This window comes from Achromobacter sp. ES-001 (genome assembly GCF_019448355.1).
In the GTDB taxonomy this organism is placed as follows: domain Bacteria; phylum Pseudomonadota; class Gammaproteobacteria; order Burkholderiales; family Burkholderiaceae_B; genus Achromobacter; species Achromobacter spanius_B.
Genome location: NZ_CP079940.1, coordinates 1,211,216 through 1,226,447, shown reverse-complemented (window position 1 = coordinate 1,226,447; position 15,232 = coordinate 1,211,216). Strand labels below are relative to the sequence as shown.

15 protein-coding genes are annotated in these 15,232 nt (G+C 63.1%); 7 read left to right on the top strand and 8 right to left on the bottom strand.

All coding sequences use genetic code 11. The annotated features are described in order from the left end of the window. Positions 1 to 12 precede the first annotated feature (12 nt). A complete protein-coding gene (locus tag KYT87_RS05485; protein WP_046803398.1) occupies positions 13 to 333 on the top strand; it encodes a hypothetical protein in 321 nt (106 codons plus the stop codon). Between the two features lie 2 nt (positions 334 to 335). Beyond that, positions 336 to 1,235, top strand: a complete 900-nt coding sequence (locus KYT87_RS05480) for a 4-hydroxy-tetrahydrodipicolinate synthase (RefSeq protein ID WP_219991800.1) — start codon at positions 336 to 338, stop codon at positions 1,233 to 1,235. Here the strand turns inward: KYT87_RS05480 and KYT87_RS05475 are convergent. From KYT87_RS05475 to icd, 3 genes are all read right to left on the bottom strand, one after another. Further along, positions 1,168 to 2,754, bottom strand: a complete 1,587-nt coding sequence (locus KYT87_RS05475) for a methyl-accepting chemotaxis protein (RefSeq protein WP_219991799.1) — start codon at positions 2,752 to 2,754, stop codon at positions 1,168 to 1,170. The genes KYT87_RS05480 and KYT87_RS05475 overlap by 68 nt on opposite strands. 243 nt (positions 2,755 to 2,997) lie before the next feature. Further along, positions 2,998 to 4,290: an O-antigen ligase family protein gene (locus KYT87_RS05470; protein WP_370638749.1), complete on the bottom strand. Its 1,293-nt coding sequence runs from the start codon at positions 4,288 to 4,290 to the stop codon at positions 2,998 to 3,000. Between the two features lie 121 nt (positions 4,291 to 4,411). After that, a complete protein-coding gene (gene icd / locus KYT87_RS05465; RefSeq protein ID WP_006217809.1) occupies positions 4,412 to 5,668 on the bottom strand; it encodes an NADP-dependent isocitrate dehydrogenase in 1,257 nt (418 codons plus the stop codon). Between the two features lie 201 nt (positions 5,669 to 5,869). On the opposite strand from icd, the gene KYT87_RS05460 reads away from it, so the two are divergent. Beyond that, the gene (locus KYT87_RS05460) at positions 5,870 to 6,295 is read left to right on the top strand and encodes a DUF1841 family protein (RefSeq protein WP_046803401.1); all 426 of its coding nucleotides are present in this window, start codon (positions 5,870 to 5,872) and stop codon (positions 6,293 to 6,295) included. Positions 6,296 to 6,342: 47 nt separating this feature from the next. On the opposite strand, the gene KYT87_RS05455 is transcribed toward KYT87_RS05460, so the two are convergent. Further along, positions 6,343 to 6,705: a cytochrome c gene (locus KYT87_RS05455; protein WP_046803402.1), complete on the bottom strand. Its 363-nt coding sequence runs from the start codon at positions 6,703 to 6,705 to the stop codon at positions 6,343 to 6,345. Between the two features lie 10 nt (positions 6,706 to 6,715). After that, a complete protein-coding gene (locus KYT87_RS05450; RefSeq protein WP_046803403.1) occupies positions 6,716 to 7,069 on the bottom strand; it encodes a cytochrome c in 354 nt (117 codons plus the stop codon). A 176-nt stretch (positions 7,070 to 7,245) separates the two neighbouring features. On the opposite strand from KYT87_RS05450, the gene KYT87_RS05445 reads away from it, so the two are divergent. Then, positions 7,246 to 8,127 carry a MoxR family ATPase gene (locus tag KYT87_RS05445; protein WP_046803404.1) on the top strand — a complete coding sequence of 294 codons (882 nt, stop codon included), beginning with the start codon at positions 7,246 to 7,248 and terminating at the stop codon, positions 8,125 to 8,127. A 23-nt stretch (positions 8,128 to 8,150) separates the two neighbouring features. Beyond that, positions 8,151 to 9,323 carry a VWA domain-containing protein gene (locus KYT87_RS05440; protein ID WP_219991798.1) on the top strand — a complete coding sequence of 391 codons (1,173 nt, stop codon included), beginning with the start codon at positions 8,151 to 8,153 and terminating at the stop codon, positions 9,321 to 9,323. A 40-nt stretch (positions 9,324 to 9,363) separates the two neighbouring features. Here the strand turns inward: KYT87_RS05440 and KYT87_RS05435 are convergent, their stop codons facing one another. The 3 genes from KYT87_RS05435 to KYT87_RS05425 all read right to left on the bottom strand — a co-directional run bounded on the left by KYT87_RS05435 (position 9,364) and on the right by KYT87_RS05425 (position 11,261). Beyond that, positions 9,364 to 9,918, bottom strand: a complete 555-nt coding sequence (locus KYT87_RS05435; protein ID WP_046803406.1) for a GNAT family N-acetyltransferase — start codon at positions 9,916 to 9,918, stop codon at positions 9,364 to 9,366. A gap of 115 nt (positions 9,919 to 10,033) precedes the next feature. Continuing rightward, entirely contained in the window at positions 10,034 to 10,411 is a 378-nt protein-coding gene (locus KYT87_RS05430) for a hypothetical protein (RefSeq protein WP_104143610.1), read from the bottom strand. Between the two features lie 250 nt (positions 10,412 to 10,661). Continuing rightward, complete coding sequence (locus KYT87_RS05425; RefSeq protein WP_104143608.1) at positions 10,662 to 11,261, bottom strand: GNAT family N-acetyltransferase; 600 nt, start codon at positions 11,259 to 11,261, stop codon at positions 10,662 to 10,664. A gap of 98 nt (positions 11,262 to 11,359) precedes the next feature. On the opposite strand from KYT87_RS05425, the gene KYT87_RS05420 reads away from it, so the two are divergent. Together KYT87_RS05420 and KYT87_RS05415 are read left to right on the top strand one after the other, a co-directional pair. Continuing rightward, positions 11,360 to 14,116 carry a pitrilysin family protein gene (locus tag KYT87_RS05420; protein WP_219991797.1) on the top strand — a complete coding sequence of 919 codons (2,757 nt, stop codon included), beginning with the start codon at positions 11,360 to 11,362 and terminating at the stop codon, positions 14,114 to 14,116. Between the two features lie 344 nt (positions 14,117 to 14,460). Then, entirely contained in the window at positions 14,461 to 14,850 is a 390-nt protein-coding gene (locus KYT87_RS05415) for a DUF4148 domain-containing protein (protein ID WP_104143605.1), read from the top strand. Positions 14,851 to 15,232 lie beyond the last annotated feature (382 nt).

Sequence of the window (15,232 nt, the reverse complement as noted above, 5' to 3'; positions counted from 1 at the left end):
CCCGCCCCCGCCATGATCGCCCAACCCAATTCCTCTGGCCCCGCCTTGCTTGCCCCCTTTCCCGCGCCTGCGCAGGCGCGCAACGAACAGGTGGCGCTGACGGTCAGGATCGATACGCTGGATGCCTTGAACGTGCGCCTGGCGCTGCATCGGGCCCTGGGCACGCGCATCGGCATCTATTTGCTGTCGGTGGACCACGCCCGCGCGCAAAGCACGCTGCAATTGCAATGCAGCCGGGACCAACTGGATGACATGATGCAAGCCGTCATGCGTGGGCTGCCGCAGGCCGAATTCGGCACCGTGCGCCCGGCCGCCACCCTGACGGGGCAATAACCATGGACATGCCCGTCACCCCCCGCTTTGAAGGCATCTGGCTGCCGATGATCACGCCGCTGCGTGGCGGCTATGTGGACGTGGACGCGGCCCAGGCGCTGGCCCGCTATTACCGCAACGCGGGCATCGCCGGGCTGGTGCTGTTCGGGTCCACCGGCGAAGGCAACTTGCTAAGCCTGTCCGAAAAGATCGACATGGCGCAGGCGATCAACAGCGATCCGCACGCGCTGCCGCTGGTGTTCGGCGCGGGCGGCGTGGACACGCGCGGCGTGGCCACGGCCATCCGGCGCCTGGACAAGCTACGGCCGGCGGGCTATCTGGTGCCGCCGCCTTATTATCTGGGCCCATCGCAGGCGGGCATTCTTTGGCATTACCGGCAGATCGCCTGGGCCACCGATCGCCCCATCATCCTGTACAACATCCCCAAGCGCACCGGCGTGACGATGACGGTGGAAACCATGGAAACACTGGCGTCCTTGCCCAATTTTTCGGCGGTGAAGGAATGCGATGCGCCCGTGCTTGCCGCCCTGAATGCGCGCGGCAAGCTGGATGCGCTGTGTGGCGACGACTTGTCCTTGCTGGACCACTGGCTGGCCGGCGGACACGGCGCCATACCGGCCGCCGCGCATCTGTTTCCCGAACGCCACGTTGAAATCATGCGGCTGGCGCGCGCGGGCCAGGCCGACGCCGCCCGGGCGCTATTCGAACCGCTGCGCGCGTTGATCCGGCTGCTGTTCGCCGAACCGAACCCCGCGCCGATCAAGCGTGCGCTGGCCATGCAAGGCCTGATCGCCGACGAACTGCGCATGCCGATGATGCCCGCCAGCCGCGAGCTTACGCCGCGGCTGCAACGAGCACTGGGCGCAATGCAGGCGCTGCCGAGCCGCTTGCAGACAGCTTGAATACCGACACGGCGCGCGCCAGGCCGTCGGCCTGATCGTGCAGGGTCGAGGCCGACGCGGCAAACTCTTCGACCAGTGCGGCGTTCTGTTGCGTCACGCTGTCCAGGTGCGTGACGGCCTGGTTGATCTGTTCGATGCCCGCGCTTTGTTCAGCCGACGCCGTGGCGATTTCCCCCATCAACGGCGCGCTGGTGGCCGCCGATTCCAGCACGCTGCCCATCGTGGCGCTGGCCTGCCCCACGCGTTCGCTGCCGCGCGCCACCGAATCGGACGAGGCTTCGATCAGGTCCTTGATTTCTTTGGCGGCCGTGGCCGAGCGCTGCGCCAAGGCCCGCACCTCGCCCGCAACCACCGCAAACCCACGCCCCTGCTCGCCCGCGCGCGCGGCTTCCACCGCCGCGTTCAGGGCCAGGATGTTGGTCTGGAACGCAATGCCGTCGATCACGCTGATGATCTCGCCGATGCGCTGCGAGCTGTGCGAGATCTCGCGCATGGCGTCGATGGCGTGCTGCGTTTCTTCGCTGCCCTGACGCGCCAACTTTGCCGACTGCGCGGCCAGCGCGCTGACTTCGCGCACGTGTTCCGCGCTTTGGCGGGCAGTAGCCGTAATCTCTTCAACGCTGGCCGCCGTCTGTTCCAGCGCGGCCGCCTGCTTTTCGGTGCGGTCCGACAGGTCCAGGCTGCCCGCCGCGATCTGGCGCGAGGCCGCCGCGATGGACCCGGTCGATTGCACGATGCTGCGCAAGGCCACTTCCAACCGTGTCTGCATGCGCCCCATGGCTTCGAACAGCTGCCCGATCTCGCCACGATGGTTGCTGGACACTTCGCCAGCCAGATCGCCGTTGGCCACGCGTTCGCACAGCGCCACGGCCTCGTCCAAGGGGCGGATCACATGGGTGTGGAAAAAACGCAGCGCCGCCAACAGCAACAACACCAACAGACCGATGGTGGCCCCGCCCTGACGCCAAAGCGTCTGATAGAACGCGGCGTCCACATCGTCTACATACAGGCCCGTGAAGACTAGCCAGCCCCATTCCGCGTCGTAGGTTGCGTAACTGATCTTCGGCAGCGCTTCCTCCGCGCCGGGCCGTGGGAAGCGGTAGTGCACATAGCCGCCGCCCGCCTTGCCGCCGGCATACAGCCGCTGGAATATGGGCAGCCCGTCCACGTCCTTGATGTCACGCACGTTGGTGCCCACCAATTTCGGGTCAGGGTGCACCAGCAAGGCGTAGTCATCGCCAAAAGCGCCCACATAGCCGTCGGCGCCATAGCGCAGTTGCGACAGGCGCTTGGCCACGTTGCGCTTGGCCTCGGCCAGCGGCATGCCTTCGCTGACGCTTTGCTTGCCGTTGCGCAAAATGCCGGCCGACAGGTCCAGCACGTGCCGCAGTTCCGTCTTGCGGTCCTCGACCATTTCACCCCGACGCTGCCACGCATCCCAGGCGCCCAGCGCCAGCACGGCCGCGCCTATCGCGAAAACGAACCACAACAACTCTCTGCGCAGACTGGAGTTCTTCACCGGATTTCCTTGTAGTGCTTGTCATGCCCACTGCGCGCCTGAAACGATAGACGGCAAAATGTGACTGTTTATGTATTGAGATTTGTCAGGATACGGAGAAGACACAGGGTTTTCACCAAGCGCGCGCGGGCTTGTTGATCTGGCGCAAGCGCCGGGCGCAAAAAAAACGCAAGGCGCGGGACGCCTTGCGTTTTGTTTGGTGCGGGCCCGGCGACTGGATGCCGGGTCGTCAGGGATGGGAGGTCATGGCTGCGGGGGTACCGGCCTCGGGGGCACCGCCGGCGGTGTCACTGGTTGCTTGGTCGGCCGCGGCGTCGTCAGCGCGATCAGCGTGACCACGATCAGCGAGTAATTGGGCACGCTGCGCATGTTGCGAAACATCATCTCCGTCAAGCTGAACGCGCAATAACCCAGGCAGAACAACAAGCCCAGCTGCGCTCCCACCCGTATCACGCGGTCGTCGCTGGCCATGCGCCGGAAGAAAACGGCGGCCGGCACCAGATACAAGGTCAGGATGGTCATCAAGCCCAGCAAGCCATATCCGGACAACGCACCCAGCATATCGTTGTGAGGCTCACCGAAGCCTTCAACCACCTCTTGCGTCACGATCCCCTGCGTCTGCAAGTGCCGCAGCTCTTCCCGGAACATGCTGGGGCCCACGCCCACGATGGGGCTTTTCTGGAACATCAGCAGCGACGCATGCCACAGCTGCAAGCGGATGCCAAACGAGGTATCGCGGTTGGACGACGTGGCAAACCCCTGCACGTCGGACGTGATCTCGTGCATGCGGCTGCTGAACGTCCAGATCGCGGCGGCGCTGGCGGCCAGCGCCACACACAGCGCCAGCGCGCAATACACCTTGTGGCGACGGCTCCAGTTGCGCAGGCCCAGCAGGAATACCAGCGCCAGAATCGGCAGCAACATCCAGCTGCTGCGCGTCTCGGACTGCCACGTGGCGTAGACGGTCAGCAGCACCACCGCCAGCTTCACCGCCATTTCGATGCGCGGCCAGCGCGTACAGGCGCCAAAGCCCATCGACAGCAAGGTCATGCCGCCCAGCAGCAGAGTCAGGTTGGCGAACGCCACCGCGTTATAGCGCCCGCCCACGTCCACCATGCCGTTGCGGCCCACCGTCGCCATCGTGACGATCAGCAGCATGGCCCCGCCGAAGGCGCCCACCAGCACGCTCCATTGCACCGCCTTCAACCACGGGCGCGGCGCACGCAGCAGCAGCCACAGCACCGGGAGCGCCAAGGCGAAGCGCAACAGCTTTTCAAGTTCGGAATTGCTCCACACGCCGCGCACCGCCGACGTGATGAACATACAGGCCAGGGGCAGCAGCAGCACCAGCGACATGGGCCACAAGGCCCGGAAGTCCATGGGTTCGTAGCGCTTGACGGCGTTCACGGCCAGCGCGGTCAGCGCAATCAGCGCGCTGAGATAGAGAACGGCGGGGCCGCCCACCGGGCTGGTCAACGCCAGCGCGGGAACCAGCAATACAAGCCAGGTGGCTAGGGATACATACAGTCGGGGCACAGCGATCAACCTGGAAAGAGCAGCGTAAGCGCCAGCGCGCTTCATGCGGATACGTTAGACAAAACCCGCCCGCCATGACGGCGGGCGGGTTCAGCGGACCATCTTGATACGAACCGCGGGTTTACATGTTTTCGATCATGACCTGGCCGAAGCCCGAGCACGACACCTGCGTCGCCCCTTCCAGCAGGCGGGCAAAGTCATACGTGACCTTCTTGGACAGGATGGACTTTTCCATGCTGGAGATGATCAGGTCGGCCGCTTCGGTCCAGCCCATATGGCGCAGCATCATTTCGGCCGAGAGGATTTCGGAACCGGGGTTCACGTAGTCCTTGCCGGCGTACTTGGGTGCGGTGCCGTGGGTGGCTTCGAACATGGCAACCGAATCCGACAGGTTGGCGCCCGGGGCGATGCCGATGCCGCCCACCTGCGCGGCCAGCGCATCCGAGATGTAGTCGCCGTTCAGGTTCAGCGTGGCGATTACGTCATATTCGGCCGGACGCAGCAGGATCTGTTGCAGGAAGGCGTCGGCGATCACGTCCTTGACGATGATCTCGCGGCCCGTCTTCGGGTTCTTGAACTTGCACCACGGGCCGCCGTCGATCAGCTGCGCGCCAAATTCCTTTTGCAGCAGCTCGTAGCCCCAGTCCCGGAAGCCGCCTTCCGTGAACTTCATGATGTTGCCCTTGTGCACCAGCGTCAGCGACGTGCGATCGTTGTCGATAACGTACTGCGCGGCCTTGCGCACCAGGCGCTCGGTGCCTTCGCGCGACACCGGCTTGATGCCGATGGACGAGGTGTTCGGAAAGCGGATCTTCTTGACGCCCAGCTTGGTCTGCAGGAACTGGATCAGTTCCTTGGCCTGTTCGCTTTCGGCCATGTATTCGATGCCCGCATAGATGTCTTCCGAGTTCTCGCGGAAGATCACCATGTTGGTCTTTTCCGGTTCACGCACCGGCGAAGGCACGCCCTTGAAGTACGCCACCGGGCGCAGGCAGACGTACAGGTCCAGTTGCTGGCGCAGCGCCACGTTCAGCGACCGGATGCCGCCGCCCACGGGGGTGGTCAGCGGGCCCTTGATGGACACCACGTAGTCTTTGACGACTTCCAGGGTTTCATCGGGCAGCCAGACGTCCGGGCCGTAGACCTTGGTGGCCTTCTCGCCGGCATAGACTTCCATCCAATGGATCTTGCGCTTGCCGCCGTAGGCTTTTTGCACCGCGGCATCGACAACCTTGATCATCACCGGGGTGATGTCAGCGCCCGTGCCGTCGCCTTCAATGAAGGGAACGATGGGCTGTTCAGGCACATTCAGCGAGAAATCAGCGTTGACCGTGATTTTCTGGCCGCCAGCGGGAACCTTGATATGTTGGTAGGACATGAATGCTCCATTTGCTCCGGGTGGTTTTTCTGCACGCGCCGCATCGAAAAGCGTCCGATTCCGCAGGGAAAAACCCCTGTCTGACCGCACACCGGATGGCGGATAGCAACCAATTCTATATCGCAAAGGGTTCCCGGCAACCAGCGGCCATCGGGCGCGCGGTAAAATAATGCGTCCATAGACCGCATTGCGCCCCCACCGATGTTCAATCCCTCACGCGACCAAGTCCGCGAATTCTTTATCGACACCTGGCGCAAGCACCGCGCCAACGAGGTGCTGACCCCGCTCGAGGCCATCGCGCTGGACTGGATCATCGAGCATCCCGAATACCACGGCGACCTTGAAAGCCCCGAGGCCATGACCATGGAATACGCGGTGGAAAAGGGGCGCACCAACCCCTTCCTGCACCTGTCCATGCATTTGGCCATCGCCGAGCAGCTGTCCATCGACCATCCGCCCGGCATCCGTCTGGCTTACCAGCAGTTGACCGCCCGCTCGGACGCGCACCATGCAGCCCATGAAATCATGGAATGCCTGGGGCAAGTCGTATGGGAGGCGCAGCGCCTGGGCACGCCGCTGGACAGCGACACCTATATCGATCTGATCCGGCGCCGCGCCAGCCTTTGATGCTTGCTTTGACGCTTATGTAGCGTGCAACGCGCAAGCGTTATGGCTTATTTGCGTACGCCCAGGTCGCTGGGCTGAGACGCGAGCCATGCCGACACGTTGGAAATATCCTGGTCGGACAGCTGCGTGGCAAAGGCGCCCATGATGGGGTTCTTGCGCACGTTGGCGGTGGCCGCGCTGCCCGAGGCGCCGCGTTTGTAGGCTTTCAAGGCATGCGACAGGTAGTCGGCATGCTGGCCGGCCAGCGTGGGGTAGGCCGGGTCCACCGCGGTCTTGGCGTCGGCGCCGTGGCACGACGCGCAATTGAATTTGTCGAAAACGGCCTTGCCGGCCGCCAGGTCCTGCGCCTGGACGGAGGCGCCCGCCATGGCGAAAGTCGCGCCCAGAAGGGCAAGCATCGTGCGATTCATTGTTTGCCCCTTATTTCAGATTCGAGTAGTACGCGGCCAGATCGGCGATGTCCTGGTCGGACAGGCTGCCGGCAATGGCGTCCATCGTGGGATGGCTGCGCGCGCCTTTCTTGTACTCGTTCAGGGCGGTTTCGATGTATTTGGCGTTCTGGCCAGCAATCATCGGCACGTGATACAGCTCGGGGAACGTCGCCTTGTAGCCTTCGATGCCGTGGCAGCCGATGCACATGGAGACCTTGTCGCGGGCGTTTTGGATATTACCGACAGGCGCTGCGTCGGCAGCAACAGCCTGACCGGCGATCGCACAGGATGCCATCGCGGCCAACACGTAAACCGTGCACTTCAGAGAGGTTCGCAACTTCATTGGAATGGCTCTTCTTGGTATGGCTTAAGGACTAGGGCCTGCTCACACGTCGGCCCCCTGCAAACACGTTGCGGGTCGAACCCAACTGCAAAACCGCCTGATTGTACGATAATTGCTCAGGATTAATACCTTGCGATGGGTATTGATCACCGTCAATCCTCGGAAGCCATAAGCCAATGTCCGCAGCCCAGTCCGCACACTCCGCCTCGCCTGCCCGCTTCAACGGGACCGACAGCTACGTCGCCACCGATGACCTGAAACTGGCCGTCAACGCCGCCCTGACCTTGCAGCGCCCGCTGCTGATCAAAGGCGAACCCGGTACCGGCAAGACCATGCTGGCCGAAGAGGTGGCGCGCGCGCTGGGGCGGCCGCTGCTGCAATGGCACATCAAATCCACCACCAAGGCGCACCAGGGCCTGTACGAATACGACGCCGTTTCGCGCCTGCGCGATTCGCAGCTGGGTGACGAAAAAGTCCGCGATATCCGCAACTACATCGTGCAAGGCACCCTGTGGCAAGCCTTCCAGGCCGATGAGCCGGTGGTGCTGCTGATCGACGAGATCGACAAGGCCGACATCGAATTTCCCAACGACTTGCTGCGCGAACTGGACCGCATGGAATTCCATGTGTACGAAACGCGCGAGACCATTTCGGCGCGCCATCGCCCGCTGGTCATCATCACGTCCAACAACGAAAAAGACCTGCCCGACGCGTTCCTGCGCCGCTGCTTCTTTCACTACATCCGCTTCCCCGATCGCGACACCATGCGCGACATCGTGGCCGTGCACTATCCGCACTTGAAACAGGACGTGCTGCGCGCGGCGCTGGACACCTTTTTTGCGCTGCGCGATGCGCCCGGCCTGAAGAAAAAGCCGTCTACCTCGGAACTGCTGGACTGGCTGCGCCTGCTGCTGGCCGAAAACGCCACGGCGGCCGAGATCGACGCCCACACAGCAACCGCCGTGCCGCTGATGGCCGGCGCGCTTCTGAAGAACGAGCAAGATGTGCACCTGCTGGAACGCCTGGCGGCCATGACCCGCGGCGGCCAGCGCCGCTGATCTTGCAGCCACCGGCGCACCCTATGCTGATCGACTTTTTCTATCACCTGCGGGCGCACAAGCTGCCCGTCTCGGTCAAGGAATACCTGACCCTGGTGGACGCCCTGCGCCACGATCTGATGGCGCCCACGCTGGACGAGTTCTACTTCCTGGCGCGCGCCACGCTGGTCAAGGATGAATCGCTTTACGACCGCTACGACAAGGCTTTCGGCGCCTATTACAAGGGCATCGAGGCCGCGCTGCCGCCGGGCAAGGAAATTCCGCTGGACTGGCTGATCAAGCAGTTTGAAAAGAACCTGACGCCCGAAGAAAAAGCGGCCATCGAAAAGCACGGCTGGGACAAGCTGATGGAGCTTTTCAAGGAACGCATGCAAGAGCAGAAAGAGCGCCACGCGGGCGGCAGCAAATGGATCGGCACCGGCGGAACGTCGCCGTTCGGCAACGGCGGCTACCACCCCGAGGGCATTCGCGTGGGCGGCGCGTCGGCGGGCAACCGGTCGGCCGTCAAGGTCTGGGACATGCGCCAGTTCAAGGACTACGACGACCAGGTCGAACTGGGCACGCGCAACTTCAAGGTGGCGCTACGGCGCTTGCGCCGCTTCGCGCGCCAAGGCGCCGAAATGGAACTGGACCTGGATGACACCATCGCCAGCACCGCGCGCAACGCCGGCCACCTGGACCTGCGCATGGTGCCCGAACGCCACAACACCGTGAAGGTGCTGATGTTGCTGGACGTGGGCGGCAGCATGGACGACCACATCGGCCGCGTCGAAGAATTGTTTTCAGCGGCGCGCAGCGAATTTCGCAATCTGGAAGTCTATTACTTCCACAACTGCCCGTACGAAAGCCTGTGGCAAAGCAACCGCCGCCGCCAGAACGAACGCTTCGACACCTGGGATGTGCTGCGCAAATACAACCCGGACTGGCGCCTGATCATCGTGGGCGATGCCACCATGAGCCCGTACGAAATCCTGCAACCGGGCGGGTCCGTCGAGCACTACAACAAGGAACCCGGCGCCCAATGGATGCGGCGGCTGCTGGACGCGTGGCCCAAGTCGGTATGGCTGAACCCCGAGCCCACCGCGTCGTGGCAGTATCGGCAGTCCATCGCGCTGATGCGCGACATCATGCAGGACCGCATGTACCCGGTCACCGTCGCCGGCCTGGAACAGGCCATGCGGCTGCTGTCCAAGTAAGGGGTTGCGGTAACGGCGCGCGGTAAGGCCCTGCGGGGCGTCAGCCGTCGACCGGCTGCTCGGGCGTGTCCAGCGTCAGTTGATAAAACGCCAGATCCAGCCAGCGGCCGAACTTGAACCCGGCCTGGCGAATCGTGCCGGAATGCGTGAAGCCCAGCTTTTCGTGCAGGTGGATGCTGCCTTCGTTCGAGGCGTCGATGCCGCCGACCAACACGTGCACCTGGTTGGCGCGCGCACGTTCGATCAATACCCGCATCATCGCTTCGCCCAGCCCCTTGCCGCGAAAACGCGCGTCCACGTAAACGGAATGCTCGACCGAATACTTGAACGCGGGCCAGGCACGGAAGGTGCCGTAGCTGGCAAAGGCCATCAACTCACCGGCCTCGTTTTCGAAGCCCACCACCGGAAAACCGCCCTGCTGCTTGGCCTGGAACCAGCCTTGCATGGCCTCTGGCGGACGCGGCTTGTAGTCGTACAACGCCGTGGAATTGACGATGGCGTCGTTGAAGATGGCCAGTATCTGATCGGCATGGCGCGCATGCGTGCAATCAACCAGGGTGGCGCCTGGTGGGACGTGGATGTCGGGCGAGTTCATGGCGCGAAATTGTACTGTCACGAGCCGCGTCGATCGCATCGGCCGAAAGCGTCCGCACAAAAAAAAGACCGGCGAATCCGCCGGTTCAATGAGGTGTTGCCGCTTCTGGCCACTCTCAGGCGGCGCGGCTCTCCACTGATCGGTTGTTGGCGGACGCATGCCGCAGGCCGGGACATTGGCGCCAGGACAGGTCGTCGCCGTCCATATCCAAGTCAAAGAGATCGTTCGCGGCCGGCCAGGGGTGGCTGCGCGTGGCTGCGCCTTCCATCTCCAGCACGTGCCCGGCAAACCCACGGGGCGAACCACCGCACTCGGCAAAATAACGTTGGGCGTTCAGGTCCACCACATAGGTGGTCATATCATGGGTCAGTATGGCCACGAATTGGCCGTCATCACTGGCATAGGCGTACTGAAACTGTCCTTTGATGCCGTCGCCGTTCAGGGCGCTACCGGTCAATTGGGACAAGGCACGCGTGACGATTTCGGTCAGCATGGGTCGTTCCTCCGAAAAATGCGCCGGCAGGATGCCGGCAGCGAAGGCGCGAACGACAAGCACCGGCGCCGCGCTTGCAGCGGCGTCTGGCGTTGGACGGGAAGCCGGGTAGACGGCTGTCGCGCATCCCGTCGGCAACAGCTACTACGTGTTGAAAAGCTTACACCCGCAAGCCGGGCAAGCTCAAATTTGCCTTGTGCACGAACGGTGTTGCGGTGCAGCACCCTGTGACGACGCCACTTTCGGCCGATTATGCGGCTGCAACCGGCACGCCGCCTATCTCTGCGTCACCGTTATTCTGGCGCAGCCATTGTTCGCGGCGCAGTCGATACAGCACGTGCTCGCGCAGCTTGTGCCCCTCGGGCAAGGCGGGATGATCGAACGTGCCGGGCTCGGCCTGCATGCCCAGACGCCTCATCACTGCCTGCGAACGCTGGTTGCCCACGGCGGTGAACGCCACAATTTCGGGAAGGTGCACCTGGTCGAAGCCCACGCGCAGCGCCGCCTCGGCCGCTTCGCTGGCGTAGCCCCGCCCCCAAAAGGGACGAGCCAGCCGCCAGCCCACTTCCACGCCTGGCGCAAACGGAAGCAGGGCCGGCAACGGCTTGATGCCGACAAAGCCGATGAACGGCGCCGCGCCAGGCGCTTCTACCGCCCAAAAGCCCCAGCCGTGCTCGTCGATGCCCGCTGCCAGCCGCTGGGCCAGCGCATCGCTTTGCTCGGTGGAAAGCGGGATCAGGAATTCCGTTACGCAAGGGTCGGCATTCATGGCGGCGAAGGGCTTGCGGTCGTCCGCCCGCCATTGCCGCAGCACCAGACGCGGTGTTTCTACTTCAAGAGATAACGACATGTCGCACTTCCTTGTCTTGCGCCCAGGTCCGCAGCCCCTGAACCATTGCCAACGTATACACTCCAACGAATTCTGCCATGCCAAAGGAATTGTCTGCCATGCGCCTGTCCCTGTCGAAGCTGCCGCGCCCGTTGGGTGCGCTGCTGTTCTCCTCCTTCCTGGCCTTCCAGGCCGGCGCCGCCAATCTTCCGGCCGGCGTTTCGGAGGCCGCCTCGGTTGAAGGCATCACCGAATATCGCTTGGCCAATGGCCTTCGGGTGCTGCTGGTACCCGACGAATCCAAACCATCCACCACGGTCAACATGACGTACCTGGTCGGCTCTCGCAACGAGAACTACGGCCAGACCGGCATGGCTCACCTGCTTGAACACATGCTGTTCAAGGGCACGTCCACCACCCGCAACGCCATGGGCGAGTTTTCGCGCCGAGGCTTGCAAGCCAACGGGTCCACCTCCAGCGACCGCACCAACTACTTCGCCAGCTTTGCCGCCAACCCCGACACCTTGAAGTGGTATCTGGGCTGGCAGGCCGACGCCATGGTCAATTCCTTGATCGCCAAGGAAGACCTGGATTCGGAAATGACCGTCGTCCGCAACGAAATGGAAAGCGGCGAAAACAGCCCGTCACGCATCCTGATGCAAAAGATGCAGGCCGCCGCCTACCAGTGGCACAGCTACGGCAAGAACACCATCGGCGCGCGCTCCGACGTTGAAAACGTAGACATCGGCCAGCTGCGCGCCTTCTATCACGAGTACTACCAGCCCGATAACGCCGTGCTGATCGTGGCCGGCAAATTCGACCCGCAAGCCACCCTGGCAGACATCGAGCAAACGCTGGGCAAGCTGCCCAAGCCCGAGCGCAAGCTGCCGCCCGAATACACCGTGGAACCCGTGCAGGACGGCGAACGCTCCGTCACGCTGCGCCGCACGGGCGGCACGCCGCTGGTTGCCGCGATGTACCACATCCCCGCCGCTGGCAGCCCCGACTTCGTGCCGCTGGACCTGGCCACCGTGATCCTGTCCGACACGCCGTCGGGCCGCCTGTACCACGCGCTGGTCGCCACGAAAATGGCCTCGGGCGTATTTGGCTTCACCATGGAAAACCGCGATCCGGGCCTGGCGATGTTCGGCGCGCAATTGCCGCCCGGCAAAGACCTGGACGCCGCCATGAAGACGCTGACCGGCACGCTGGAATCCCTGGGTAAAAAACCGTTCACTCAGCAAGAACTGGACCGCGCCCGCAGCAAGTGGCTGACCGCATGGGAACAAACCTACAGCGATCCCGAGCAAGTCGGCGTGGCGCTGTCCGAAGCCATTGCGGCCGGCGACTGGCGCTTGTTCTTCTTGCAGCGCGACCGCGCCCGCAAGGCCACGCTGGCTGAAGTCCAGCAGGCGGCCACCACGTACCTGCTGCAAAGCAATCGCATCGAAGGTCGTTATATCCCCACCGAAAAGCCGCTGCGCGCTCCGCAGACGCAACGCGTGGACCTGACCGCCGTGTTCAAGGACTACAAGGGCGACCCGGACTTCAAGGCCGCCTCGGCATTCGATCCCACGCCGGAAAACATCGACAAGCTGACGCAAAGGAAGAAGCTGGACCTGCCCAACGGGCCGGTTCAACTGGCGCTGCTGCCCAAGGCCACGCGCGGCAACCGCGTGCAGGCGCAGATGCTGATCCAGTTCGGCAACGAGAAAGACCTGCGCGGGCAACGCGTGAACGCCAGCGCGGTGGCCGACCTGCTGTTACGCGGCACGGCCAAGCTGTCGCGCCAGGACATCCAGGATCGGCTGGACAAGCTCCAGGCTGAACTTGGTTTCAGCGGCGGCGGCACCACGTTGAAGATCGCCATGTCGACCAAGGGCGAAAACCTGCCCGAGCTCACTGCCCTGGCGCTGGACATCGTGCGCAACGCCAACTTCCCGAAAGAGCAGTTGGACGAATACCAGCGTCAGCTGGAAACGTCGATCCAAAACGCCATGACCGAACCGTCAGCCCTGGCCGGACGCACCCTGGCCCGCCAGGACAATCCGTGGCCCGTGGATGACCTGCGCTACGTGCCCACGTTCGAAGAGTCGCTGACGAATGTACGTGGCCTGAACCGCGACGCGCTCGTCAAATTCCACGCCAAGTTCTACGGCGCCGGCAAGATCGAGTATTCCGCCGTCGGCGACTTTGAACCGGCGGCCGTCGAAAAGGCCATCAAGACGGGCCTTGCCGGCTGGAAGAAGGCGCCCGCCTACACGCGCGTGCCCAACCCGTATCGCGACATCCCCGCCAAGCAGTTCGATATCGACACGCCTGACAAGGCCAATGCGTTCTACTTGTCGCGCATGCCGCTCAAGCTGCAAGACACCGATGCCGACTACGCGGCACTGTATCTGGGCAATTACCTGTTCGGTGCGTCGGAAACGTCACGCTTGTGGAATCGCGTGCGCGAGACCGAAGGGCTGTCGTACAACGTGCGCAGTTCGTTGTCGGTGTCCTCGTTCGAACCCAGCGCCAGCTGGACCATGTACGCCATCTACGCGCCGCAGAATCGTGAACGGCTGGAAAAGGCCATCAACGAGGAACTGGCTCGCGTGCTGAAAGACGGCTTTTCCGACAAGGAAATCACCGATGGCATCAACGCGCTGCTCAACTACCGCAACCTGGCGCGCGCGCAGGACGACATCCTGGCCAGCACCTGGCTGGACTATCTGCAACGTGGTCGCACGTTTGAGTGGTCAGCCGAGATGGACAAGAAGATCTCGGCCCTGACGCCAGATGCGGTCAACGCCGCGCTGCGCAAGTACCTGCGTCCCGACGGCTTCAGTACCGCCGTCGCCGGCGACTTCAAGAAGAAAGCCGCGCCTTGACCTGAACCGATCCGGGTACTGCCGGCGCCTGAGCGCGCCGGATCCCCGGCAGTTACGCCCTAGCCCCTGCCGGATGACGGCAGGGGCTTTTTTGCGCCATCTGCCGTCCCGGCGGTAAGGGAAGTTTCCCTGGAGGGCGCGACCATGCCAAGACCATGCCAAAAACGGGGAGATTTTTCACTATCACGCTTATTACTCGGTTATTTGGAAAGATGTTTTCAACAAGCAAGGGTTTATCCCAGGTGGGATCAAGCGCAGAATTCAGTCATCGGGAACAAACAACGAACCACGACGGAGGGCCGCCGGATTCGGTCCCCATCCAAGATGACACGGAGGTCTCAATCATGAAAACCCTAACCACCACCCTGTTGCTATCCCTGGCGCTTGTTGGCGTTGGCGCCCAAGCCGCCGGTCTGGAACAAGCCAAGACCCGCGACCAGGTCGTGACCGAATTGCAGCAAGCCAAGGCCAGCGGCCAATACACGTTTGGCGAACTGGACTACCCGCCCGCCCAACCCCAGGCAGCCAGCCTGAGCTCGGACGAAGTGCGCGCCCAGCTGCAACAAGCCAAGATCAGCGGCGAATACACCTTTGGTGAACTGCAATACCCGCCCGTCATTGCCACCTCGGCCAGCGCGAAGTCCCGCGCCCAGGTGCAGCAGGAACTGGCGCAAGCCAAGGCCAGCGGCCAGTACACGTTCGGCGAGCTCGAATACCCGCCGATCACCCGGTGAGCTGCTTGCTGTAGCCCGGCCGGTCTCGGGCGGCATCATGGCCTGGGACCGGTTTTTTCCGGCACAGCGGCAACCGCAGTAGTAGTAGCAGTACTTAGCAGTAGCAGTACTTAGCAGTTGAAGTACCAAGCAGTGGCAGTACCCAGCAGTTGCAGTACCCAGCAGTTGCAGTACCAAGCAGTTGCAGTACCAAGCAGTTGAAGTACCCAGCAGTTGAAGTACCAAGCAGTTGCAGTACCAGCAGTAAGGCCGCGGCGAGCCAGCCGCGGCCTTTTTACGTTGGGCGATCCTCCACGCCCCCGGGGCCAGGATGATCGCGCATTGCCAAACGCCCCCCAAAAAGAAAAAGCCGCGATTTCCATCGCGGCTTTTTAGCGTCCTT

What these genes read in the sequence shown, in the direction of transcription:
- KYT87_RS05450 (WP_046803403.1), bottom strand. Translation starts at nt 7,069, where the DNA reads ATGAAGTTGCGAACCTCTCTGAAGTGCACGGTTTACGTGTTGGCCGCG.
- KYT87_RS05420 (WP_219991797.1), top strand. Translation starts at nt 11,360, where the DNA reads ATGCGCCTGTCCCTGTCGAAGCTGCCGCGCCCGTTGGGTGCGCTGCTG.
- KYT87_RS05415 (WP_104143605.1), top strand. Translation starts at nt 14,461, where the DNA reads ATGAAAACCCTAACCACCACCCTGTTGCTATCCCTGGCGCTTGTTGGC.
- KYT87_RS05485 (WP_046803398.1), top strand. Translation starts at nt 13, where the DNA reads ATGATCGCCCAACCCAATTCCTCTGGCCCCGCCTTGCTTGCCCCCTTT.
- KYT87_RS05440 (WP_219991798.1), top strand. Translation starts at nt 8,151, where the DNA reads ATGCTGATCGACTTTTTCTATCACCTGCGGGCGCACAAGCTGCCCGTC.
- KYT87_RS05455 (WP_046803402.1), bottom strand. Translation starts at nt 6,705, where the DNA reads ATGAATCGCACGATGCTTGCCCTTCTGGGCGCGACTTTCGCCATGGCG.
- KYT87_RS05430 (WP_104143610.1), bottom strand. Translation starts at nt 10,411, where the DNA reads ATGCTGACCGAAATCGTCACGCGTGCCTTGTCCCAATTGACCGGTAGC.
- KYT87_RS05435 (WP_046803406.1), bottom strand. Translation starts at nt 9,918, where the DNA reads ATGAACTCGCCCGACATCCACGTCCCACCAGGCGCCACCCTGGTTGAT.
- KYT87_RS05460 (WP_046803401.1), top strand. Translation starts at nt 5,870, where the DNA reads ATGTTCAATCCCTCACGCGACCAAGTCCGCGAATTCTTTATCGACACC.
- KYT87_RS05480 (WP_219991800.1), top strand. Translation starts at nt 336, where the DNA reads ATGGACATGCCCGTCACCCCCCGCTTTGAAGGCATCTGGCTGCCGATG.
- KYT87_RS05445 (WP_046803404.1), top strand. Translation starts at nt 7,246, where the DNA reads ATGTCCGCAGCCCAGTCCGCACACTCCGCCTCGCCTGCCCGCTTCAAC.
- icd (WP_006217809.1), bottom strand. Translation starts at nt 5,668, where the DNA reads ATGTCCTACCAACATATCAAGGTTCCCGCTGGCGGCCAGAAAATCACG.
- KYT87_RS05425 (WP_104143608.1), bottom strand. Translation starts at nt 11,261, where the DNA reads ATGTCGTTATCTCTTGAAGTAGAAACACCGCGTCTGGTGCTGCGGCAA.